General features: G+C 61.2%; 18 protein-coding genes. 6 read left to right on the top strand and 12 right to left on the bottom strand.

Annotated elements, in window-relative coordinates; translation table 11 throughout:
- Positions 1-217 precede the first annotated feature (217 nt).
- Positions 218-1,489 carry an O-acetylhomoserine aminocarboxypropyltransferase/cysteine synthase family protein gene (locus ACE3O2_RS02750; RefSeq protein WP_374334734.1) on the top strand — a complete coding sequence of 424 codons (1,272 nt, stop codon included), beginning with the start codon at positions 218-220 and terminating at the stop codon, positions 1,487-1,489.
- Between the two features lie 44 nt (positions 1,490-1,533).
- Here ACE3O2_RS02750 and ACE3O2_RS02745 read toward each other — a convergent pair whose 3' ends face one another.
- Both ACE3O2_RS02745 and mnmC read right to left on the bottom strand, forming a co-directional pair.
- Positions 1,534-2,109 (bottom strand): GNAT family N-acetyltransferase, encoded by a 576-nt coding sequence (locus tag ACE3O2_RS02745; RefSeq protein ID WP_374334733.1) that lies wholly within the window; start codon positions 2,107-2,109, stop codon positions 1,534-1,536.
- Between the two features lie 3 nt (positions 2,110-2,112).
- Positions 2,113-4,083: a bifunctional tRNA (5-methylaminomethyl-2-thiouridine)(34)-methyltransferase MnmD/FAD-dependent 5-carboxymethylaminomethyl-2-thiouridine(34) oxidoreductase MnmC gene (gene mnmC / locus ACE3O2_RS02740; RefSeq protein ID WP_374334732.1), complete on the bottom strand. Its 1,971-nt coding sequence runs from the start codon at positions 4,081-4,083 to the stop codon at positions 2,113-2,115.
- 115 nt (positions 4,084-4,198) lie between these two features.
- Between mnmC and ACE3O2_RS02735 the strand changes: the two genes are divergently transcribed.
- From ACE3O2_RS02735 to ACE3O2_RS02720, 4 genes are all read left to right on the top strand, one after another.
- A complete protein-coding gene (locus tag ACE3O2_RS02735) occupies positions 4,199-4,831 on the top strand; it encodes a TetR/AcrR family transcriptional regulator (protein ID WP_374334731.1) in 633 nt (210 codons plus the stop codon).
- Positions 4,828-5,256, top strand: a complete 429-nt coding sequence (locus tag ACE3O2_RS02730) for a hypothetical protein (protein ID WP_374334730.1) — start codon at positions 4,828-4,830, stop codon at positions 5,254-5,256. The genes ACE3O2_RS02735 and ACE3O2_RS02730 overlap by 4 nt, the downstream gene beginning before the upstream one ends.
- 349 nt (positions 5,257-5,605) lie before the next feature.
- Entirely contained in the window at positions 5,606-7,546 is a 1,941-nt protein-coding gene (locus tag ACE3O2_RS02725; RefSeq protein ID WP_374334729.1) for an LTA synthase family protein, read from the top strand.
- Positions 7,543-8,253 (top strand): phosphatase PAP2 family protein, encoded by a 711-nt coding sequence (locus ACE3O2_RS02720; RefSeq protein WP_374334728.1) that lies wholly within the window; start codon positions 7,543-7,545, stop codon positions 8,251-8,253. The genes ACE3O2_RS02725 and ACE3O2_RS02720 overlap by 4 nt, the downstream gene beginning before the upstream one ends.
- Here the strand turns inward: ACE3O2_RS02720 and ACE3O2_RS02715 are convergent.
- The 3 genes from ACE3O2_RS02715 to ACE3O2_RS02705 form a co-directional block, all read right to left on the bottom strand.
- Complete coding sequence (locus ACE3O2_RS02715; protein WP_374334727.1) at positions 8,218-8,778, bottom strand: hypothetical protein; 561 nt, start codon at positions 8,776-8,778, stop codon at positions 8,218-8,220. The two genes, ACE3O2_RS02720 and ACE3O2_RS02715, sit on opposite strands and share 36 nt — an antisense overlap.
- 3 nt (positions 8,779-8,781) lie before the next feature.
- Complete coding sequence (locus ACE3O2_RS02710; protein WP_374334726.1) at positions 8,782-9,282, bottom strand: dihydrofolate reductase; 501 nt, start codon at positions 9,280-9,282, stop codon at positions 8,782-8,784.
- Positions 9,283-9,436: 154 nt separating this feature from the next.
- Positions 9,437-10,354, bottom strand: a complete 918-nt coding sequence (locus ACE3O2_RS02705) for a LysR family transcriptional regulator (RefSeq protein WP_374334725.1) — start codon at positions 10,352-10,354, stop codon at positions 9,437-9,439.
- A gap of 171 nt (positions 10,355-10,525) precedes the next feature.
- Between ACE3O2_RS02705 and metE the strand changes: the two genes are divergently transcribed.
- Positions 10,526-12,796 (top strand): 5-methyltetrahydropteroyltriglutamate--homocysteine S-methyltransferase, encoded by a 2,271-nt coding sequence (gene metE / locus ACE3O2_RS02700; protein ID WP_374334724.1) that lies wholly within the window; start codon positions 10,526-10,528, stop codon positions 12,794-12,796.
- A gap of 149 nt (positions 12,797-12,945) precedes the next feature.
- Here metE and ACE3O2_RS02695 read toward each other — a convergent pair whose 3' ends face one another.
- The 7 genes from ACE3O2_RS02695 to ACE3O2_RS02665 all read right to left on the bottom strand — a co-directional run bounded on the left by ACE3O2_RS02695 (position 12,946) and on the right by ACE3O2_RS02665 (position 21,378).
- Positions 12,946-13,974, bottom strand: coding sequence for a porin (locus ACE3O2_RS02695; RefSeq protein WP_374334723.1), 1,029 nt, complete (start codon positions 13,972-13,974; stop codon positions 12,946-12,948).
- 197 nt (positions 13,975-14,171) lie between these two features.
- Complete coding sequence (locus ACE3O2_RS02690; protein WP_374334722.1) at positions 14,172-15,266, bottom strand: ABC transporter ATP-binding protein; 1,095 nt, start codon at positions 15,264-15,266, stop codon at positions 14,172-14,174.
- Between the two features lie 25 nt (positions 15,267-15,291).
- The gene (gene nagZ, locus ACE3O2_RS02685) at positions 15,292-16,779 is read right to left on the bottom strand and encodes a beta-N-acetylhexosaminidase (protein ID WP_374334721.1); all 1,488 of its coding nucleotides are present in this window, start codon (positions 16,777-16,779) and stop codon (positions 15,292-15,294) included.
- Positions 16,780-16,911: 132 nt separating this feature from the next.
- Complete coding sequence (locus ACE3O2_RS02680; RefSeq protein ID WP_374334720.1) at positions 16,912-17,808, bottom strand: carbohydrate ABC transporter permease; 897 nt, start codon at positions 17,806-17,808, stop codon at positions 16,912-16,914.
- A gap of 21 nt (positions 17,809-17,829) precedes the next feature.
- Positions 17,830-18,699: a carbohydrate ABC transporter permease gene (locus tag ACE3O2_RS02675; RefSeq protein ID WP_168876321.1), complete on the bottom strand. Its 870-nt coding sequence runs from the start codon at positions 18,697-18,699 to the stop codon at positions 17,830-17,832.
- Between the two features lie 59 nt (positions 18,700-18,758).
- Entirely contained in the window at positions 18,759-20,021 is a 1,263-nt protein-coding gene (locus ACE3O2_RS02670; protein WP_374334719.1) for an extracellular solute-binding protein, read from the bottom strand.
- Between the two features lie 91 nt (positions 20,022-20,112).
- On the bottom strand, positions 20,113-21,378 hold the full coding sequence (locus tag ACE3O2_RS02665) for an ABC transporter substrate-binding protein (RefSeq protein WP_374334718.1): 1,266 nt from the start codon (positions 21,376-21,378) through the stop codon (positions 20,113-20,115).
- Between the last annotated feature and the right edge of the window lie 55 nt (positions 21,379-21,433).

Genomic DNA, 21,433 nt, shown 5'->3' with positions numbered 1-21,433 from the left:
CGGTGCAAAGGCCCGGCATGGGCCAGCCGACCTGAGGTCGGTCAAAGAGCGAGCCAAGGCTCGCTCTTTTCATTTCCGGCTGTGGCTGGCCCCTCCGGGTAACTGACCCGTTTGCACCATTGCGGAATAACCAAGTGAATCTTCCTGCTTTGGGGTGAGGTGGCACTGTGCTAGATTGTGCTGATTGTCTTCCCAACCCGATTGCAAAGAGGTGCGCATGAAGTTCGAAACCTTGGCCGTGCACGGTGGCTACAGCCCCGATCCCACCACCCGCGCGGTGGCCGTACCGATCTACCAGACCACCAGCTACGCCTTCGACAGCACCCAGCACGGGGCAGATCTGTTCGACCTCAAGGTGCAGGGCAATATCTACACCCGCATCATGAACCCGACCACCTCGGTGCTGGAGCAGCGGCTGACCGAGCTGGAAGGGGGGATCGGCGCGCTGGCGCTGGCTTCCGGGCAGGCGGCCATCACCTACGCGATCCAGACCATTGCGGAAGCGGGCGACAACATTATTGCTACCAGCACCCTGTACGGTGGGACGTACAACCTGTTTGCCCACACCCTGCCGCAGTATGGCATCGAGGTACGCTTTGTCGATTACCGCGAGCCGGGCCAGGTTGCTGCGCTGGTCGATGAGCGCACCAAGGCAGTGTATGTGGAGTCGATCGGCAATCCGCTGGGCAATGTGGTGGACTTTGGTGCCTTTGCGCAGGTGGCGCACGCCAATGGTTTGCCACTGATCGTGGACAATACGGTGCCCACGCCGTACCTGACCCGGCCATTCGAACACGGTGCCGACATCGTGGTGCATTCGCTGACCAAATACCTGGGCGGTCATGGCACCAGCATTGGCGGCGCAATTGTGGATAGCGGCAAGTTCCCGTGGGCGGAACACAAGGCCCGCTTCCGCCGCCTGAATGAGCCGGATGTGTCCTATCACGGCGTGGTGTACACCGAAGCGCTGGGCGCGGCGGCCTATATTGCCCGAGCACGAGTGGTGCCGCTGCGCAATATGGGTGCAGCCATTTCGCCGTTCAACAGCTTCTTGATCTTGCAAGGTATCGAAACCTTGGCCCTGCGCATGGACCGCCATGTCGAAAACGCCACCAGGGTGGCCGAGTTCCTGCAAGGTCATGCCAAGGTGGAGTGGGTCAACTACGCCGGGCTGGCCGGGCATGAGTCGCGCGGCTTGGTGGACAAGTACTTCGGTGGCCGTGCTTCTGGTCTGCTGACCTTCGGTGTGAAAGGCGGGCGTGAGGCGGGTGGCCGCTTCCAGGATGCGCTGCAGCTGATCACCCGACTGGTGAATATTGGCGATGCCAAATCGCTGGCGTGCCATCCGGCCTCCACCACCCACCGTCAGCTGAACCCGGACGAGCTGAAAAAGGCAGGTGTCAGCGAAGACATGGTGCGCCTGTCGATCGGCATCGAGCACATCGACGACATTCTGGCCGACCTCGATCAGGCGCTGGCTGCAGCCTGATGTTCTGCCCGGCAGCGCCTGTGCGGGTGCTGCCGGTGTTCTGTCTAGCCCATCTCCGGCCCGTGCGGATTGCTCAGCGCATTCAGCACGTGGTCACGCCAGGCCCCGTTGATATACAGGTAGGCCGGGGCATAGCCTTCGCGTACAAAGCCCAGTCGTTGCAGCACACCGGCACTGCGCAGATTGTCCGGCAAGTGGTTGGCCTGAATGCGGTGCAGCTTTAGTGCGTTGAACGCATGATCAATCAGCAGACGCAAAGCCTCGGTCATCATCCCTTGCCCCTGGGCCTGCTCATCCAGCCCGTAGCCGAGGTTACAGGCCTGAAAAGGGCCGCGCTGGATGGCGCTCAGATTGGCATTGCCGATAATGTGGTCTGGCTGTTCTGGCTTGAACAGTACAAAGCGGTATTCCCGATCCTCAGCCACATCCTTGTTGGCCTTCTCGATGCGCTGCTGGTGCCAAGCCAGGGTATAAAAACCCTCCGGGTATGGGGGATCAAAGCGACGAAAAAAGTCAGCGTTGCGTTGGTAATAGTCCAGCACCGCTGCGGCATCACTCGGCCTCGGAATACGCAAGCTGATCCGGCTGCCATGCAATTCCGGGTGGTCAGGGGAGGGCATGAGCTATCCTTTCTTGCGGATGGGTTGCGGTGGAATCGGGAAGCGGGCCGGGTGCACTGTTAACCGTTGCGCGCGCGGCAGCGGTGACGGTTCGTGATTCAGATATGCCGCCAGCACTTCACCGGCCAGCGGGGCAGTGATCAGGCCACGGGTGCCGTGCGCCAGCGTGGCAAACAGGCCCGGCAAGGAGGGCAGAGCGGCTTCGCCAGGTTGCAGCAAGGGTTGCCCCAGCCGACGTGGCGTGATGACGGCATCCAGATCCGCCAGCGGGCCAATCAGCGGGCTGTAGTCCGGGCACACGGCGCGGAACGCCGCGCGTCCGCCCAGCCCCGCCAGGCTTTGCCCGCCCTCCAGTCGCGCTTGCCAATCCGGGCCGTCCAGCGCCGCATGCAGGCCGGGGTGCAGTTGCCGCAGGGTATGCAGATTATCCAGATGTCCGGCGTGAGTAACTTCGGTATCGTTGGCATGCGGCTCAAAGGTGGCGCCCAACGCATGCAGGCCTTGCCGTGCCGGTGCCACATAGCCTTCGGCGCACACCACGGTGCGCAGTGACTGGCTGGTCACGGTTGCGGGCAGGTAGCTGACCTGCCCTTTCAGGGTGCGGATCGGCAAGCGCGGCTGCCACTGCCGGGCGTGGTGGGCATTGGCCAGCACCAATACCGGTGCCTGCCACTGCTCGCCACTGGCGGAGTGTACCTGCCAGCCTTGCTCATGTTGTTGCAACTGCGTAATGCTCTGGCTGCAGTGCACGCTGATCAGCGGATGCGTGGTCAGTGCCTGACACAGCGCAGGCGGATGTACCCAGCCGGCTTGCGGGAAAAACAGCCCACCTTGTGCCATGCTCACCCCGGCCAGGGTGCTGGCGGTGGCGGCATCTACGGGCTGTAGTAGTGATGTGGGTAGGTCCAGCGCTGCCAGTTGTTGTATGCGCTCGGCTTCATCGGCGTCAAACGCCAGCTGCAGCACACCACAGCGGCTGGCACGTTCACCATCCCAGCCCAGCAGGGGCCCCATGCTGCGCTGGCTGTACTGCAGCCCGGCAAGAATCAGCTGGGCCAGCGGCCCCATCTTGGGAGCCAGTCGCGCATACAGCACGCCAGCGGCATTGCCGGAGGCTTCCTGCGCCAGGCCGGGGTGCCGCTCCAGCAGGGTCACCCTCCAGCCGCGCCGCGCCAGGCTCCAGGCCGCCGCACAGCCTGCCATGCCGCCACCCAGCACAATAGCCTCGCGGAGCGTGCCGGATACCGGTCGATAGTGCTGCAAGGCATGCAGGAGGGTGGGCTGTAGCAGGCGCCCGGCCAGCATTTCGCGCTTGCGGCCATGCCCCGGCACTCGCGCCACCTCAAAGCCAGCCTCCTGCAACCCCCGGCGGACATGCCCCGCGCTGGTAAAGGTGGCCAGCGTGCACGCCGGCGCAGCCAGCCGGGCCAGCTGGGCATAGAGGGCCGGGTTCCACATCTCCGGGTTACGTGCGGGGGAGAAGCCGTCCAGAAACCAGGCATCGACTTGCGCTTCCAGCTCCGGCAAGGTCTGGTTGATGTCGCCGATCAGCAGGGTGAGGCTGACGCGGGCATCCAGATGCAAGCGGTGGAAGCCGGGAGCGAGGTCATGCCACACCGCGTGCAAGGCGGCTGCCAGTTCGGCCAGCTCGGGCCAGGCCGCATGCGCCTGCTGTAGTTCCGCCAGGCTCAGCGGCCACGCCTCGCCGCTGACAAAATGCAGATGGGCATCAGTCGGGGCGACTTGCCGCCACAGTTGCCACGCCGCCAGCAGGTTGAGGCCGGTGCCAAAGCCGGTTTCCCCGATCACGAAGTGGGCATCTGACGCCAGTTGCGACCAGCGCTCCGCCAGCTGGTTATGTTGCAGAAACACATGGCGTGTCTCCTCCAGCCCGCTGTTACGCGAGAAGTACACGTCGCCATACTGGCTGGAATAGGGCTGGCCATCGTGCCATTCAAGTGGAGATCGACTCATGGGCTTTTCCCGGAATGGGCAGGGATGATAGTCATCATGCCAGTCCGTGGCGAGTCTTGTCTTTGATATAAACAATGTTTATTATTTGAACGATGTTCGATTTTTGATTGATGACATGAGTTTGAGCCAACAACGCCGTGCGGCTGAACGCGCGGCACTGGAACACACCATCTTGCAAGCCGCTCGCCAGCTGCTGGTCGAGTACGGGGTGGAGGGCATGACGCTGCGCAAGCTGGCGTCCGTGATTGGCTACGCCCCGGCCACGGTGTACAGCTACTTTGCCGACAAGGATGCGCTGCTGTACCGGCTGGTGCTGGATGATTTCAGTGAACTGTCCGCCGAGATGGCCGCCTTGCTGCCGCTGTCGGACCCGGTGAAGCGCTTGCGCGAGATGCTGCTGGTCTACGCCCGCTTTGGGCTGCGTCATCCGCATGCCTACCGGCTGATGTTCATGCAGCCCTTGCCGGTAGCGTCACAGCACTTTGCCGAGCGCAAGGACAAACCGGGTCGTGATGGCTATGCCGCCTTGCGGCTGGCGCTGGCAGAAGCCCAGGGCATCCCGGGCGAAGCCACCCCGGCGCTGGAGCTGGCAACGCAAAGCTTGTGGGCGGGGATACATGGCGTGGTGTCACTTGAGTTGGCGCTGCGTCACGATGATTGGGTGGCCTGGCAGGCGGTCGAGGCGCGCATCGGCCAGATGATCGACCTGCTGTTGAATGGATTATTGTCCTCAAGGAGTGCATCATGAAATGGATGGGTATGGCAGCCGCCAGCATAGCAAGCTTTACCGCCGGGCTGCATCTGGTGGGTGGGGGTATGGACGTGGTCACCCCCTTCCTGAAGGTGCCCATGCCGCTGGAGCTGCAATTGATCCTGTATGCCTGCTGGCATCTGGTGAGCGTGATGTTGCTGGCCTCCGCCTGGGCATTGTGGTCTGGCATTCGGCACCCCACAGACGCCCAGCGGCGGGGCCGGGTACAACTGGTGCTGGTCTGGTGGGCGGCGGGCACCCTCGTCTTCTGGGCGATTGCCCTGCGGCAGGCGGGCTGGGCAGGCCTGTGGCGGATGCCACAGTGGATATTGTTTCTGCCCGTGGTGTTGCTAGGGTATGGCTGGTTGCAGGGTACACACCATCCGGAACAGCGGAGTGCGACCTCTGGCCTTGCCGCGTAAGCACATCAGGCCAGACCTGGCTTTGCCAATCGCGCAGGCGTTGACACCCTCTCTACCGTGCGGGCGTTCAGCCGCCCGCACTCCATCTCCCCTTAAGGTCGGGATAAGCGGCAGCCGCTATTGTATGCACACTCCGACAGGGGCAGCCGCCTGACACGTTGCCGGCGGGAACCGTTCACACGTGAATGTGTCTCAGAGGCAGCCCGCCTGGCAGTATGCACGGGGCCACGGTTCCCCGGCACATTTGCCCCTTTTGAATGCATGATGGTGGTTAAACAAGACAGTCACGGCCCGTTGGCGTAAGATGCGACCGGCCCTTGGGGTGCGGTGGCGGATACAGGACCTGACAATGTTGAAAGAGAAGCAATCACGCCTGCTGGCGAACCGGTTTGGCCCGTTGGTGGTGCTGGCGGCGCTATTGCTGGGCTTGTCCTTGCTGACCCGCATTGCGCTGCTGGTGCTGGCGCATGCCAATATGGACTGGAGCCCGCTCAACCTGCTGCGGGTGTTCGGGGTAGGCCTGTTCTTTGATCTGGTGGCGCTCAGTTACTTCATGATTCCGCTGGTGGTCTACCTGTGGCTGATGCCGGACCGCTGGTATCGCCATCGCATTCAGACCTGGTGGCTGCAGCTCAGCTTTGTCGGGCTGGTGTTCCTGCTGTTGTTCACCGCAGCCGGTGAGTGGGTGTTCTGGGGCGAGTTTGGCTCCCGGTTCAACTTCATCGCTGTGGATTATCTGCTGTATACGCAGGAAGTGGTCCGCAATATCCAGGAATCTTACCCAGTCGGCGCCATCCTGTCCGGCCTGCTGCTGGTGGCGCTGGTGCTGATCTGGCTGTGCCGCCCGGCACTACGGCCATCCTGGCAGCAAGCCAGCCGCTGGCAAGCCCGCACGGGTGTGGCGGCGCTCCTGCTGCTGTTGCCGGTGTTGTCCTACTGGCTGGTGGATTACAAGCAGAAAGACCTAAGCAGCAACACCGTGGTCAACCAGTTGTCTGGCAATGGCATTTATGAATTCTTTGCCGCCAACCGCAATAATGAGCTGGATTACGCCACCTTCTACGCCAGCGAGCCGGATGAAAAAGTGCTGCGCCGTCTGCGCACCCTGCTGAAGACCCCAGAATCCACCTTCATCAGCGAAGATCCCCGCCAGCTGGCGCGTACCGTTCGCTACCCCGATCCGGAAAAGCGGATGAATGTGGTGTTGATCTCGGTGGAGAGCTTGTCCGCCGATTTCATGGCCAGCTTTGGCAACACGCAAGGCATTACGCCGCAGCTGGATGCCCTGGCCAAGCAAAGCCTGATGTATACCAACCTCTATGCGTCTGGTACCCGTACCGTGCGTGGTCTGGAAGCCTTGTCGCTGGCGCTGCCGCCGACCCCCGGGCAGAGCATTGTCCGCCGTCCGGATAACGAAAACCTGTTCTCGCTGGGTTACGTGTTCCGCAGCAAGGGATACGACAGTCAGTTTCTGTACGGTGGCTATGGCTACTTCGACAATATGAACCACTTCTTTGGCAGCAACAGCTACCGGGTGGTGGACCGTACTGCGCTGAGCGACAAAGACGTTCACTTTGAGAATGTGTGGGGGGTGGCTGACGAAGACCTGTTCACCCTGGCGCTGCGGCAGATGGATCAGAGCGTCGCCGGTGGTAAGCCTTTCTTCAGCCACATCATGACTACCAGTAACCACCGGCCCTTCACCTACCCGACCGGGCGTATCGACATTCCGCCGGACAGCAAGAGCCGCGAAGGTGGCGTCAAATACACCGACTGGGCCATTGGCGACTTCATTCGCCGGGCGCAGAAGAAGCCCTGGTTCGACAACACCTTGTTTGTAATCACCGCCGACCATTGTGCTTCCAGCGCGGGCAAGACCGATCTGCCAGTGGATCGCTACCATATTCCGCTGATGGTGTATGCCCCCAAGGTGATCCAGCCCGGCGTGATGCCACGCCTGATGGCGCAGGTGGATCTGGCACCGACTCTGCTGGGCTTGCTGAATTTCAGTTACACCAGCCACTTCTTCGGTTACGATATCGCCACGCTGGAGCCGGGCCGGGAGCGGATTTTCATCGCCACCTACCAGGATATTGGTTACCTCAAGGATGGCAAACTGGCTATCCTGTCGCCACGCAAGCAGGTCAAAACCGTGCTGCCCAACTTCAGTGATGGCAGTGCAGTAGGCTTGCCGGATGATCCAGCGCTGCGGGATGACGCCATCGCTTGGTATCAGGGGGCGTCCTACCTGTTCCGAAACAAGACTTCGCGCCTGCCACCGTTACCGTGATCACCCAACCCGCTGTCGGTTTTTATCGTCGCCAGAGCCTATGGCTGCTGGCGAGCGCCTGTCTGCTGTTGCTGCTGTTTGAGCTGACCCGGCTGGACTACTGGATCAGCAATGCGTTCTACGATGCCGCCAGCCGGACGTTCCCGCTGCAGAATGCCTGGTTTCTGGAAACCGTGGTACACAAATGGGTGAAGTACGCGCTGCTGACCTTGGCCGTTGGCCTGGGTGTGCAAGCGTGGCGCACCCGCGGGAGTGAGCGGCGTTTTTACCTGTTTCTGGTGGCGGGCATGCTGCTGGCCCCCACGGTGGTCAGCCTGCTGAAAGCCATCAGCGACCGACCTTGCCCGTGGGATACGCTGGAGTATGGCGGCAGCCTGCCTCATCTGCCGCTGTGGCAAAGCTTGCCGGCGGGACTCAAGCCCGGGCACTGCTTCCCGGGCGGCCATGCGTCCGGTGGCTTTGGGCTCTTGGTGTTCTGGTTCTGGGGGCGGCAGCATTCAAGCCGTCGTGCTGCCCTGTTATGGAGCGGCGCGCTGTTGCTGGGCCTGCTGATGGGATGGAGCCAGGTGGCACGTGGCGCGCATTTTCTTTCGCACAACCTGTGGTCGGCCTGGGTGTGCTGGGCGGTCATCGTGGCGCTGCATGCCCTGTGCTATGGGCGCAAGGCGGTTTCACTTCAGCCCAGCGAAGCCACTTTGCCCGAGTGAGCTGACCGGCAGCTGGCCGCTGAGCAGGGACCAGGCCATCATTAGCCAGAACACTCCTCCGATGAGCAAGACCAGGCGATTGGCCGGTGTCAGGCGGTCGTTGCGGTCGTGCCCCGGTACCAGCAGCTGGTTGTGCTGGTTGATGGCGGCCTGGGCCACCAGCAAGGGCACCACCTCCAGCAGGGAGAGCAGGATGCCCAGTAGCGGCCAGGCACCGGCCTGCATCATCAGGGTACTGGCCAGCAGGTTGAGCACAATCAGGACGATGGCCCACAGTCCGGCCGCCAGAGGTTCACCCGCATGGTGTTCGCGTTGCGCGTCAGCAAAGCGCCGAAACAGAAAGTAGACAAACGGGATCGCAAAAATGGCGCGCAGCAGCGGCAGCAGCGAGCGATGCTCGCGTTCCTCAATGCGGGACCAGTGCATGTAAAACCAGAAGGGGATGTAGAAGCCCAGGCTGCCTAGCGTCATGCACAGCAGCTTGTAGGTAGACACCGCAAAAAACGGTGCGCGCTCCCCATTCATGGCTTATTCCGGCTGCTGGCGGCTGTAGCGCACAAAGGCATAGTGCATGCCTTGCGCACTTTGGTGGGGATCACGCGCTGCTTCTCGAAACTGCGCCGCATCAAATTCGGGGAAAAAGGTGTCGCCCTCAGGGGTAATATCCATCTCGGTCAGCAGCAGGGTATCGGCATCTGGCAGTGCCTGCCGGTACAACTCCGCACCACCGATGACGAACACCCGCCCCTCCGGCACGCAGGCCGCATAGGCTTCATGCAGGCTGTGCGCCACCTCCACGCCTTCAGCTTGCCAGTCTGACTGCCGGGTGATGACAATGTTGCGTCGCTTGGGCAAGGGGCGGCCCAGTGATTCAAAGGTTTTGCGCCCCATCAGCACCGTATGGCCTTCGGTCTGGGCCTTGAAGTAGCGCAAATCTTCCGGCAAATGCCATGGCATCTTGTTATCCAGCCCGATCACCCGGTTGCGGGCGACAGCAGCAATCAATACCAGCTCGGCAGGGCGCGCCATGACTTCTCCATCCAGCAATCAACCGCGGCAGCTTACTGGAATCATGGGTACTCCTCAAGGCAAGTGCGTATATCGTCTGCCTTTTTTCCTGTGGCGGTGCCAACCCGGCAGCGTACAGTGGTGAATGGGGATACCTTCGTCCGTTTCCTGACACTTAATGATCGACCAGCTCAATGCCGGGCAAGGTGCTCAAGCTGTGATCGCGGATGATGCGCAGGAAGTCCTGGACATAGGCCTGTTCGCCAAAGCTATGCCACGTGGCGGCATACAAGGTACGCCAGAGGCCATGTTCGCCAATCCGCTTGGCCAGCACATAACCCCGGTCCACATAGGGCTGCACGCTCCAGTTGGGCAGCGCTGCCAGCCCGCGTCGGCTGGCCACCAGTTGCAAGATGGCGACTGTGGATTCGGTGGTGCGGCGCTGCGCATGCAAACCAGCGGGCTTCAGTACCTGCTGGATCAGGTCGATCAGCTCTTCCGGTACCGCATAGGTAATCAGGGTATCCGCGGCGAAGTCACTGCCCTGCAAACGCTCGGTGCCCGCCAGCGCATGCCGTCGCCCCACCAATCCGACAATCTCGAAGCGGAACAAGGGATGGTAGTGAATGCCGGGGCGGGCAGGGGTTTCGGTCACAATCGCCAGGTCGGCTTTGCCATCGACCAGCAGGTTGACCGGGTCGGTGTGGAAGCCGGAGAGGATGTCCTGCTCAATCTCCGGCCAGTGCTCGCGCAGCTGGTCCATGGCGGGCATTAGCCAGTCAAAACAGGTATGGCACTCCACCGCTATGCGCAAGTCCCCGGCATCACCACTGGCCAGCCGGGCCAGATCCCGTTCTGCGGTCTGAGTCAGGTCCAGTACCTGTTCCGCCAGTTGCAGCAGGCGCAGCCCGGCTGGGGTGAACTTGATCGGCTGGCTCTTGCGCTCGAACAGCTTGAGGCCGTAATGCTCCTCCAGCGCCAGAATCTGGTGCGACAGGGCCGATTGGGTCAGGAACAAGGTCTTGGCCGCGGCGGACAAGGTGCCGGTGCGGGCCAGTGCGTGCAACAGGCGCAAATGCTTGTGGTCGATCATGTCTTTGTATGAGATTTTTTATTGATTATAGCAAATATTATTCGTTTTTCTAATTTACAGAGTGCGCTTACCATGGCTACCAGGTAACGGAGGGCCGTTACCCCTGCCTGCCGCATTGGGTGCGGTATGTGCAGCATCCCGATTGATGAGTGAACAATGGGAGCCATCCTCATGAGCAAGACACACAACCTCGGTTTTCCCCGCATTGGCCGGGAACGCCAATTGAAGTTTGCGCAGGAACAATTCTGGCGTGGCGAGCTGAGCGCCGCACAGCTGCAGGATACCGCCGCCACTTTGCGTGCCCAACACTGGCAGTGGCAATGTGACGCCGGACTGGACTGGGTGCCGGTAGGTGACTTTGCCTTGTACGATCAGGTGCTGAACCTGACCGCCCTGTTGGGCAACGTCCCGGCGCGTTATGGTTTTAGCGGTGGTGAAGTGGGTCTGGATACCTATTTTGCCATGGCGCGTGGTACGGCCTCCGCCCCGGCCATGGAAATGACCAAGTGGTTTGACACCAACTACCATTATATCGTCCCGGAGTTCACCGCAGACAGCCGGTTTGAACTGTCCTCCCATGCGCTGTTTGACGAAGTACAGGAAGCCCAGGCCCAGTCGATCCCAGCCAAGGTGGTGCTGCTCGGGCCCGTGTCCTATCTCTTCCTTGGCAAGAGCAAGCAGGCGGGGTTTGACCGCCTGAACCTGCTACCCCGCTTGTTGAAGGCCTATGCCAGCCTCTTGCTGCGTCTGCACGGCCTGGGTGTGCAATGGATACAGCTGGACGAACCGATTCTGGCGCTGGACCTGGATGAGCCTTGGCTGGCGGCTTTCCAGCAGGCTTACCCGCTGCTGGCAGAGCAGGGCATCCCGATTCTGCTGGCCAGCTACTTTGGCGATGTGTCCCGGCACTTGCCCTTGCTGACCCGCTTGCCGCTGGCCGGGGTGCATATTGATGTGGTGCGGGCGCCGGAGCAGTTGCCCGCGTTTGCCGCACAGTGGCCGCAAGACCGGGTACTGTCGGTCGGCATTGTGGATGGGCGTAATGTCTGGCGTGCCGATCTGCGGCAGAAACTGGCTCAACTGAGCGGAGTTGCCGATCGTGGCGAGCAACTGTGGCTGGCGCCAAGCTGCTCCTTGCTGCATGTGCCGGTGGATCTGGCGGCTGAGCAGAAGCTGGATGCCGAGCTGAAATCATGGCTGGCGTTTGCGCGGCAGAAGCTGGATGAAGTGGCGGCCTTGTCGCACGCCCTGAACCAGGGTGAGTCTGTGGTGTCTGCCATTCTGGCGGACAGTGACCAGGCTGCTGCCTCCCGCCGCAGCTCGACCCGCATTCACAATGCCGCTGTGGCAGCCCGCCTGGCGGCCTTGACGGCAGCAGATGCCGAGCGCGACGCACCGTTTGCGGTGCGACAAGTCAGCCAGCAGGCCCACCTGAACCTGCCGGCTTTCCCCACCACCACCATCGGTTCCTTCCCGCAAACGCAGGACATCCGCAGTGCCCGTGCCGCGTTCAAGCGAGGCGAACTGGATGAGGCCGGTTATCTGGCCGCCATGAAGAGCGCCATCCGCCTGGCCGTTGCCAAGCAGGAAGAGCTGGGGCTGGATGTGCTGGTGCATGGCGAAGCCGAGCGCAATGACATGGTCGAGTACTTTGGCGAGCAGCTGTCGGGCTATGCCTTCAGCCAGAACGGCTGGGTGCAGAGCTATGGCAGCCGCTGCGTGAAGCCACCACTGATTTTTGGTGATGTGTCCCGCCCGCAAGCGATGACGGTGGCGTGGAGCCGCTTTGCCCAGACCCTGACGGCTCGCCCGATGAAGGGCATGCTGACCGGCCCGGTCACCATGTTGCAGTGGTCCTTTGTTCGAGACGATCAGCCCCGCGCGCTGACGGCTCGGCAAATTGCGCTGGCCCTGCGCGATGAGGTGTGTGATCTGGAAGCGGCTGGTATCCGTGTCATCCAGATTGACGAACCGGCCATTCGTGAAGGCTTGCCGTTGCGCCGTGCCGACTGGGATGCCTACCTGCAATGGGCGGTGGAAGCATTCCGCCTGTCAGCCAGCGGCGTACAGAATGAAACGCAGATTCACACCCATATGTGCTACTCGGAGTTCAACGACATCCTGCCGAGCATTGCCGCGATGGATGCGGATGTGATCACCATCGAGACCTCACGCTCGGACATGGAGCTGCTGGACGCCTTTGCGGCCTTCAACTACCCGAACGACATCGGCCCCGGTGTGTACGACATCCACTCGCCACGCATCCCTGCGGTCGACGAGATGGTGCGCCTGCTGGAGAAAGCACGGCAGGTGATCCCGGCGGAACGTCTATGGGTGAACCCGGACTGCGGCCTGAAGACCCGTGGCTGGCATGAAACCGAAGCGGCCCTGCGCCATATGGTGCAAGCGGCACGGCAGTTGCGGGAAACGGCTACAGCCTGAGTTGGGCTTGACCATCCAGCCCCGCCCTTGTGGCGGGGTTTTTTATTGCTTGTCGCGAACCACAAAAAAAAGCGCTGCCCCATGGGCAGCGCATCAACATATGGAGTGAAGAGAGGACTACGCCCCGGCCGCAGCCGGGGTACAACACATCAGAAGCTGTGCGCCAGAATGAACATGTAGCGACGGCCCGTTTTGCCGGCGTTGCCGAACCAGCCACGGCCCGGATCGTTCTTGATCTGGTTGTAGCGGAGGTGGACGCTGGTGCGCTTGGACAGCGAGTAGTTGGCCTGGAAGGCAAACTCTTTGGCACCGTCATCGCTGCCGAAATTGCCCTTCTGGTCACCGGCCTTGCCGAAAGCCGCACGGAACGACAGCTTGTCAGAGGCAGAGTAGGTGCCGCCAATTTCCCAGTAGTTCCGCTTCTCACCCAGGCCATTGCCGCTCAGCTTGGTCTGCTTCACGCCGCCATAGATACCGAAGTTGCCGAAGCTGTAGCCGATCTGCCAGACCAGTGAGCGCAGCTTGTTGCCATCGGTACCGCCATTGTCGCCCTGATACTGATAGCCCAGCTGGGTATTGAAGTTGCCGCTTGCGTAAGCCACACGGCCGGAGAACGACTGGCTGTTCAAGCCAGTGTTGTTCTTGTTTTCAGCGGTGTAGTACATGGCCGAGGCACTGAAACCGCCAAAGTCCGGCGAGTCGTAGCGAATGCTGTTGTTGACGCGATCACCATTTTGCCATGATTTGTATCCGTCGTTACCTGGGACGGCTGCGGCTTGCTTCAGCGGATCACCGTTGTCCATGATCTTGCCCATGCCACCGGCGGACAGCGGCCAGTCCACGATTTCATAGTACGGGGTCAGCATCTTGCCCAGGCGAACCTGACCAAAGCTGCCTTTCAGACCGATAAAGGTATCGTTGGTGCCGATCTGCTGGCCGCCTTCGCTGACCTTGCTGCCGATCTGCCAGATGGTGGACAGGCCATTGCCGAGGTCTTCGGTGCCGGTGAAGTTCAGGCGACCGTCGATATCGATCTTGAGACCTTCGTTGTAGTCACCGTTGTGGTCGACATACACGTCGGACTCAATCCAGCCACTGATGTTGACGTTGCCGGAATCGGCGTAGGCGGTGTGAACGGCGAAGGCAGATGCCACCGCCAAAGCGAGTGCGCGTTTCATGCTAGTTTCTCCAAGGTGGTATTATAGTTGCTTGCTGCTTGTGTTCAGCCTGCCCGCGCCAGTGTGTGATCTCCGACTGCGGCCAAGCTGAATGGTTTTACCGTCAAATCTTTGTTTGATCGGCTATTTTTTTACCACCCCACTGTCTTTTGCGTGGGTATGGCTTAAATACCAATATGAGTCCAATGTAAAACAAATCAGAGACGAGGCAAAGCTTTTCCTGCAGCATCGAACAGGTGGAGATGCGTTTCTGCAACATGTAGCCGCATCAGGTCGCCAGCCTTGAGATTGCTGCGGTCGCCAGGCAGTTTGACCGCCAGAATGTCGTTGACACCGGGCAGCTCGACATAGGCCACCATGGAGTCCCCCAGATGCTCTACCAGGTCAATGCGCACCTGCAGGATGCCTGCTTCGGAGGGGCTGAGGTGCTCGGGGCGGATGCCCAGGGTCAGTGCGCTGCCAGGGTTTAGCCCGTCGATGTGACGCCCGCTGAGCTGGACTGTCTGGCCATCCGGCAGGGCCAGCTTCAGCACGCCATCCTGCTGCCCTTGCAGGGTGACCGGAATGAAGTTCATCTTGGGGGAGCCCAGGAAGCCGGCCACAAACAGATTGGCCGGGTGGTCGTACAGCTCCAGCGGGGTGCCAATCTGCTCGATATGGCCACCATTGAACACCACGATGCGGTCGCCCAGCGTCATGGCCTCCACCTGATCGTGCGTCACGTAGATCATGGTGGTGCCCAGCTCTTGATGCAGGCGAGAGAGCTCAATCCGCATCTGCACCCGCAAGGCAGCGTCCAGATTGGACAGCGGCTCGTCAAACAGGAACACCTGTGGCTTGCGCACGATGGCGCGACCAATGGCCACCCGTTGCCGCTGGCCACCGGACAGCGCCTTCGGCTTACGGTCCAGCAGGTGGGTAATTTGCAGGATCTCGGCCGCCCGCTTCACCATGCGCTCGACATCGGCTTTGGGTGTACCGGCCAGCTTGAGGCTGAACGCCATATTGTCGTAGACGCTCATGTGCGGATAGAGCGCGTAGCTCTGGAAGACCATCGCCACGCCTCGTTTGGCCGGGGCAATGTCGTTGGCCAGTTGCTCGCCGATGAACAGCTCGCCACCGCTGATCTCTTCCAGCCCGGCAATCATGCGCAGCAGGGTGGATTTGCCACAGCCGGAGGGGCCAACGAACACCACGAATTCACCATCGGCGATGTCGAGATCCACCCCGTGAATCACGGCCTGCTGGTTATCGTAGGTTTTCTGGATATTGCGTAAACGGAGGTGCGCCATGTGTGTACTCTCAAAGTTCAGTCGGTCAGGCTGCGGCAGCCAGCGGGGCGGGCATGCGGCCAGGGGCTTCGCAGTCGCCTTTCAGCCAGCTGATGCAGGCTTGCAGCGCTTCCGGGTGGAAGCCATAGCTGATCAGGGCCGGGGCATCAATATCGTTGGCCTGGTAAGGGTTCCATAACACCAGATGCAGATCGGGTTGCCAATGCTGCTGGCTGGCGCTGTAGCGTTCACGCCCGGTACTGGCCAGTACGGTAAACAGGCCATCCTGCGGCAGTTGTTGCCAGTTCAGGTCGCTGATGTGCTCATATTGCACCACGTCCAGCGGGAAGTGTGGGGTCAGCGCCTCGATCAGTTCCTGCCCGCGAATACCGGCTTCCGACACACCATCGCCAGGTACTTCGCGTGCCACCAGCAAGCGGATTTTCTGGCCCGGGTGGGGGCGTTGCGCATTGCCATGCAGGGTCAGCCCGCGCAACCAGCCCTGCAGCATGACGGCGCGGTCACGTGCGTCCTGACTCGGGGTATAGGCGTGCGGCTGGCTGGGGAAGCGTGCGGCCATCTCCTGCAGGCGCTGCCGACTGGTGCGGAGCGCGGCGGCATCCAGTGCCCCTTGCTCGATGGCGGTTTGCACGGCATCGACTGTGGCTTGGGTTTCTGCGGCGTCGGCCATCACCAGCACCATGTCCGCTCCGGCCTGCAGGGACATGACCGCTCCGGCGGGCTGACCGTAGACATCGCGGATCGCTTTCATGTTCAGTGCATCGCTGATCACCACCCCTTGGTAGCCCCACTCCTCACGCAGCAGGCCGGTGAGGATGGACGGCGCCAGCGTGGCCGGGCGTTCGGCATCGAAGGCCGGGTAGACGATATGGGCTGTCATCAGCGACGGTGATTCCGGCAGCGCCAGCGCGAACGGGGCCAGCTCGTACTGCTCCAGTGCAGCACGCGGCTTGTCGACGATGGGCAGTGCCAGATGGGAGTCGACATCGGTATCGCCGTGCCCGGGGAAATGCTTGAGGGCGCAGGCCACGCCACCACGCAGGCTGCCGCGCTGCCAGGCCAGCGCCAACTGGGTGGCCCGTACCGGATCCGCGCCGAAGGAGCGCTCGCCGACGATAGGGTTGCGCGGGTTGTTGTTCAGGTCGAGTACCGGTGCAAAGTTCCAGTTGATGCCTAGTGCGGCCAGACCATGCGCGGTGGCTTCGCCCACCCGCTCGGCCAGCTGCTCATCATCGGCAGCGCCCAGGCACATGGCAGAAGGACCCAGTGGCAGGAACCAGGCACGCACGGCTGCGCCACCTTCCTGGTCGATGGCAATCAGGGCGTGCTCACCCATGATGTCACGCAGCTTCTGCACCAGCGCCTGGGTCTGGGCAAAGCTGTCGATATTCTTGCGAAACAGGCATACGGCACGGATGCCGTTGCGGCGGATCAGGTCTTCTGTCACCGGGTCCAGCTCATGGCCCCAGATTTCAATCATCATGTGCTCGCCAGCGCGAAGCGGGTACGTCATTTCTGTCTCTCCAAGGTAAGGCCAGGCTGCGTGGGCGGCCTGTTTCGGTTAGCGGCCTGCCAAACCCCATGCCATGCTTGGGCAGGGTCTGAAGGCGGGGTCGGGGCAGCCAACCGGTCAGTGTGTCCAGGCTTACTTCACCGCACCCTCCATCCCGCGCATGAAGTAGCGTTGGGTAAATACAAACACCAGCAGGATGGGCACGATGGCAATCACGCATCCGGCAGCGGTTAACCGGAATGAGGACTGGAAGGCGCCGAACAGCTGCAGCACGCCAGTCGCCATCGGGTACTGATCCGGGCTGGTCAGCACGATGCTGGGCCACATGAAGTTGTTCCAGCTGCTGACCAGGGTGAAGATGGCAAGCGCGGCCAGATGCGGGCGGGTCAGCGGCAGCACCACCTTATAGAAGATGGCAAATTCACTGGCACCGTCGATACGGGCGGCGTCGATCAGGTCCTGCGGGATTTCCTCAAAGGCCTGCTTCATCAGAAAGATGCCGAAGCCGGTGGCGACGGTAGGCAGGATCACGCCCAGGTGCCCATCGGCAAACTTGATGTTGGCCAGCGCTTCCCAGCCGGTGCTGTCCGCCAGCCACATCATCAGCTGGTTCAGCTTGGCCATGATCACGTAGTTGGGCAGAAAGTTGACCTCAGCCGGCAGCATCATGCTGACCACAATGATGGTGAACACCAGATTGCGGCCCGGAAAACGCATGCGCGACAGCGCATAGGCGGCGGTGCTGGACAGGAACAGGGTCCAGAAGATGGTCCAGACCGAGATCCACACCGAGTTCTTGAAGAAGGTACCGATGCTGAATTGCTCGAAGACCTGGCGGAAGTGCTCCAGGGTCAGGCCGCGTGGCAGCAGCGGCGGCGGAAAGTCGAAGACCCCCCCTTCAGTCCCCAGTGCCGTGTTGAGCAGCCAGAGGAAGGGGTAGCAGGTGAACAGCGCCAGTGCCAGCAGGATGCTGTAATGCAGCACCTTGTTGCCAGTACGCTGCAGGGTTTTACGGGTTCTCAAATCCATGATGCGTCCTGATGACCTGGTTTAACGATGGCTGGGGCGGATGAAGCGGAAGTTCAGCCACGCCACCAGCAGGCACAGCACCGCCAGTACCACGCCAGCGGCGGCGGCACGGCCCCATTCACTGCTGCGGAAGCCCATCTGGTAGACATAGAACAAGCCGGTATAGGTGGCATTCAGCGGGCCGCCTTTGGTGATCACCCAAGGCTCTTCCACACACTTCAGCGCTGCGGTGGTAGACAGCACCGAACAGATCAGGATGGAGGGCTTCAGCATCGGTAGGGTGATGCGCCAGAAGCGCTGCCAGGCGTTGGCACCATCCAGCGTGGCGGCTTCCTGCATTTCCTGCGGGATGGCCTGCAGCCCGGCCAGATAGATCACCATGTAGTAGCCCAGACCGCGCCAGAAGGTAACAAACATCACCGCAAACAAGGCAATGCTGTCGTCGGTCAGAAAGCCGATGGGTGCATTGATGGCATGCAGGAACTGCAAGGTCTGATTAATCAGCCCGTCTTCACGGTACATCATGGTCCAGACAATGCCGATCACCGCCACCATGGTCACCACCGGGGTGTAGTAGGCTGCGCGGAACAGGCGGATGCCCGGTAGTTTGTTGTTGACCAGGACGGCCAGCACAATGGCGGCCAGCTGGATCAGCGGCACGATCAGCAAATAGGTCAACGAATTCTTCAGTGCCATGTGGAACAGGTCGTCCTCCCACAGGTATTTGAAGTTCTCCAGACCCACCCAGTCCGCCCGGACCGAGGGAAAATAGTCATAGAAGGACAAGGCTGTGTTGAACAACACCGGGATCAGGGTGAAGGCCAGCAACAGCAGCAGGGTAGGGGCCAGAAACAGGTAACCCTGCAAGGTCCGGAAGCGGTCAGGTTTCACGGTGTACTCTCTCTCAGGTGGTGCTTGGCCGGGCCGGTAAACCGGCCCGGGTGCGACAGTTACGGTGTGGCTTTCAGGCGTTCATTCCAGAACTCGGCAGCTTCATCCAGCGCCAGCTTGGGGTCTTTCTGCCCGGTGACTGCAGCCTCAATGGCGGTTTGCAGCTTCTTGGACAGGGTGGTGACGTTCGGTACCCCGACCAGCTCCAGCGTCCGTACATTTGGAGCCACCCGCGCGGCGGTTGCCCGTGCGACATCCAGTGCGCCCGGGTTCTTGGGCAGCTGGGTGAAGAAGGGATCGGCCAGCGCCCCTACCGTAGACGGGTACGTACCACCGGTGGCCTTGGAGAAGGCCAGCTGGTTGACGTCATTGGTAATGAACTTGGCAAACTTCACGGCCTCGGGCAGTTTGGCCTTGTCGGTGGTGACCGGGATGGCAAAGGTGAACAGATAGCCCCCCTTGGCGATCCTGCCCCCACCCAGCGGTGCGGGCTGAACAACCGTGCTGGCGTACACTTGCTTGGCATCATCCCGGGTGCGGGACAGGGCGGACGGGGCCGCTTCCATCATGCCGAGCTTGCCGGCGTTGTAGAGCTTGATGGAGTCCTGGAAGTTGTCTTCCGAGAACAGGCTGTCCTTGGCCAAAGCCCCACTTCTGTAGGCGTCGGCCAGCTTGCGTACCAGTGCCACATGCTGCGGTGAGTTGAAGACGGCCTTGCCATCCTTGACCAAGGCCAGACCTTCGCCCTGGAACACACCAGACATCTTGCCCAGCTGGGGCAACAAGCCCGGCTGGCCGGTTTTGGCGCGGATCTGCTTGGCAAAAGCCAGTTGCTCGTCCAGCGTGCGGGGAGGCTTGTTGGCATCCAGACCGGCTTTCTTCAGCAGGTCGGCATTCAGCGCCAGTACGTTGGCGTTGTTGTACCAGGGGAAACCATACAGCTTGCCCTTGAAGGTCACATCATCCAGCGCGCCACGCACATAATGTGAGCGGTCTGCGCCCATCTGCTCATCCAGCGGCAGAATCATCCGCTGCTGAGCAAAGCGGAAGGTTTGCGGAACATCCAGATTGACCACAGCTGGCGCATTGCCGGCGGCTAGCGCCGCGGCCAGTTTCGGCTCGAAATTGTCCCAGTCAATGTCTACCCAGACCAGATCAACATTCGGGTTCTGTGCTTCGTAGGTTTGCTCCAGCGCCTTGAAGTAGCCATCAAACTTTGGATGCAGGCTGTTGGTCCAGAATTCCAGCTTGATCTTGTCGGCCATCGCGGAGGTGGCGGCGAGCGCAAGCAGGCCACTGCTTACCCATCGGTTCAGCTTCATGTGACATATCCTTTGCTTGGAACAGCAAATGCGGAATAGGGGCGTGCGCCGACTGCCCGGGTGTGCCCGGGCAGTCAACCTTCAGCTGGGTTTACTTCTTGGCCAGCTTCTCGTTCCAGAAGGTGGCGGCGTCATCAAGCGCTTCCTTGATGTCCTTCTTGCCGGTCACCCCTGCTTCCACTGCGTCCTGCAGGCGCTTGTTGAGGGCTTCGAAGTCCGGCAGACCCGGCACGCCCCACAAGGTACGGATGTTGTCGATGTTCTTGCCGCCGACCGCGCGCGCTTTTTCCAGGGCCCCCGAGCCTGCCGGCAGGGACTGGAAGAAGGCATCGTCACCCGCCTTGATGGTGGACGGGTAGGTGCCGCCAGTGGCCTTGGAGAAAGCCAGCTGCATTTCGTCGCCGGTCAGGAACTTGGCGAACTTGGCGGTGGCAGGCAGAACCTTGGCGTTGACGCCCTTGGGTACGGCAAAGTGCATCAACCAGCCGCCTTTGACCACCTTGGTCGGCCCCATCGGCGCCGGTGCCACTTCGGTCAGGGCGTAGATATCCTTGGCGTCAGACTTGGTGCGGTCCAGCGTGGACGGGGTGCTTTCCAGCATGCCCAGCTTGCCGGCGTTGTACAGGGCAATCGAGGTCTGGAAGTTGTCTTCAGCGAACAGGTTGTCTTTGGCCAGCGCGCCGGACTTGTAGGCATCCTGGAACTTCTTCAGCAGCGCGACGTGTGCCGGGCTGTTGAAGGCCGCTTTGCCACCCACCACGATGTCCAGACCTTCGGCTTGGAAGATGCCGATGATCTTGCCCAGCGCAGGGGCAAAACCCGGAACACCGGTCTTGGCCGCAATCTGCTTGGCCATCACCAGCTCTTCATCCAGCGACTTCGGGGTCTTGCCCGCCAGACCGGCTTTCTGGAACAGGCTGGTGTTGTAGGCGAGGATGTTGGCACCGTTGTACCACGGGAAGCCGTAAACCTTGCCCTTGAAGGTCACATCGGCCAGCGCGCCGGAAGCGTAGACGGCTTTGTCGCCACCCAGCAGGCCATCTACCGGCTGGATCACGCCGTCTTGTGCGTAGTCATAGGCCCAAGGCACGTTCAGGTTGACCAGGGCCGGGGGCTGACCGGCTGCAATGGCAGCGGTCAGCTTGGCCTGGATCACGTCCCACGGCAGGTCCACCCAGACCACGTCAATGTCCGGGTTCTGCGCTTCGAACTTCTTTTCCACCATGTCAAAGTAGGCATTGAACTTCGGTGCCAGGCTCATGGTCCAGTATTCAACCTTGACCTTGTCGGCGTGTGCGCTGCCTGCGACAGCAAAACCGATCAATGCCAGACTGCTTGCCAGCTTCTTCAATTGCATGATGCATCTCCAAGGTTAGTGAATTACCGCCGCCCGATTCAGCTGTTTTCTGGAC

The organism is Leeia sp. (genome assembly GCF_041909055.1).
GTDB lineage: Bacteria > Pseudomonadota > Gammaproteobacteria > Burkholderiales > Leeiaceae > Leeia > Leeia aquatica.
The sequence above is the reverse complement of the archived record's forward strand: the minus strand, read 5'-3'. Positions and strand labels throughout refer to the sequence as shown.

Coding starts and splice junctions, on each gene's coding strand:
- ACE3O2_RS02735 (WP_374334731.1), top strand. CDS start 4,199: ATGAGTTTGAGCCAACAACGCCGTGCGGCTGAACGCGCGGCACTGGAA.
- ACE3O2_RS02745 (WP_374334733.1), bottom strand. CDS start 2,109: ATGCCCTCCCCTGACCACCCGGAATTGCATGGCAGCCGGATCAGCTTG.
- ACE3O2_RS02690 (WP_374334722.1), bottom strand. CDS start 15,266: ATGGCGCACCTCCGTTTACGCAATATCCAGAAAACCTACGATAACCAG.
- ACE3O2_RS02705 (WP_374334725.1), bottom strand. CDS start 10,354: ATGATCGACCACAAGCATTTGCGCCTGTTGCACGCACTGGCCCGCACC.
- ACE3O2_RS02710 (WP_374334726.1), bottom strand. CDS start 9,282: ATGGCGCGCCCTGCCGAGCTGGTATTGATTGCTGCTGTCGCCCGCAAC.
- ACE3O2_RS02730 (WP_374334730.1), top strand. CDS start 4,828: ATGAAATGGATGGGTATGGCAGCCGCCAGCATAGCAAGCTTTACCGCC.
- ACE3O2_RS02725 (WP_374334729.1), top strand. CDS start 5,606: ATGTTGAAAGAGAAGCAATCACGCCTGCTGGCGAACCGGTTTGGCCCG.
- ACE3O2_RS02695 (WP_374334723.1), bottom strand. CDS start 13,974: ATGAAACGCGCACTCGCTTTGGCGGTGGCATCTGCCTTCGCCGTTCAC.
- ACE3O2_RS02750 (WP_374334734.1), top strand. CDS start 218: ATGAAGTTCGAAACCTTGGCCGTGCACGGTGGCTACAGCCCCGATCCC.
- ACE3O2_RS02715 (WP_374334727.1), bottom strand. CDS start 8,778: ATGAATGGGGAGCGCGCACCGTTTTTTGCGGTGTCTACCTACAAGCTG.
- ACE3O2_RS02680 (WP_374334720.1), bottom strand. CDS start 17,808: ATGGATTTGAGAACCCGTAAAACCCTGCAGCGTACTGGCAACAAGGTG.
- nagZ (WP_374334721.1), bottom strand. CDS start 16,779: ATGACGTACCCGCTTCGCGCTGGCGAGCACATGATGATTGAAATCTGG.
- ACE3O2_RS02665 (WP_374334718.1), bottom strand. CDS start 21,378: ATGCAATTGAAGAAGCTGGCAAGCAGTCTGGCATTGATCGGTTTTGCT.
- ACE3O2_RS02670 (WP_374334719.1), bottom strand. CDS start 20,021: ATGAAGCTGAACCGATGGGTAAGCAGTGGCCTGCTTGCGCTCGCCGCC.
- mnmC (WP_374334732.1), bottom strand. CDS start 4,083: ATGAGTCGATCTCCACTTGAATGGCACGATGGCCAGCCCTATTCCAGC.
- metE (WP_374334724.1), top strand. CDS start 10,526: ATGAGCAAGACACACAACCTCGGTTTTCCCCGCATTGGCCGGGAACGC.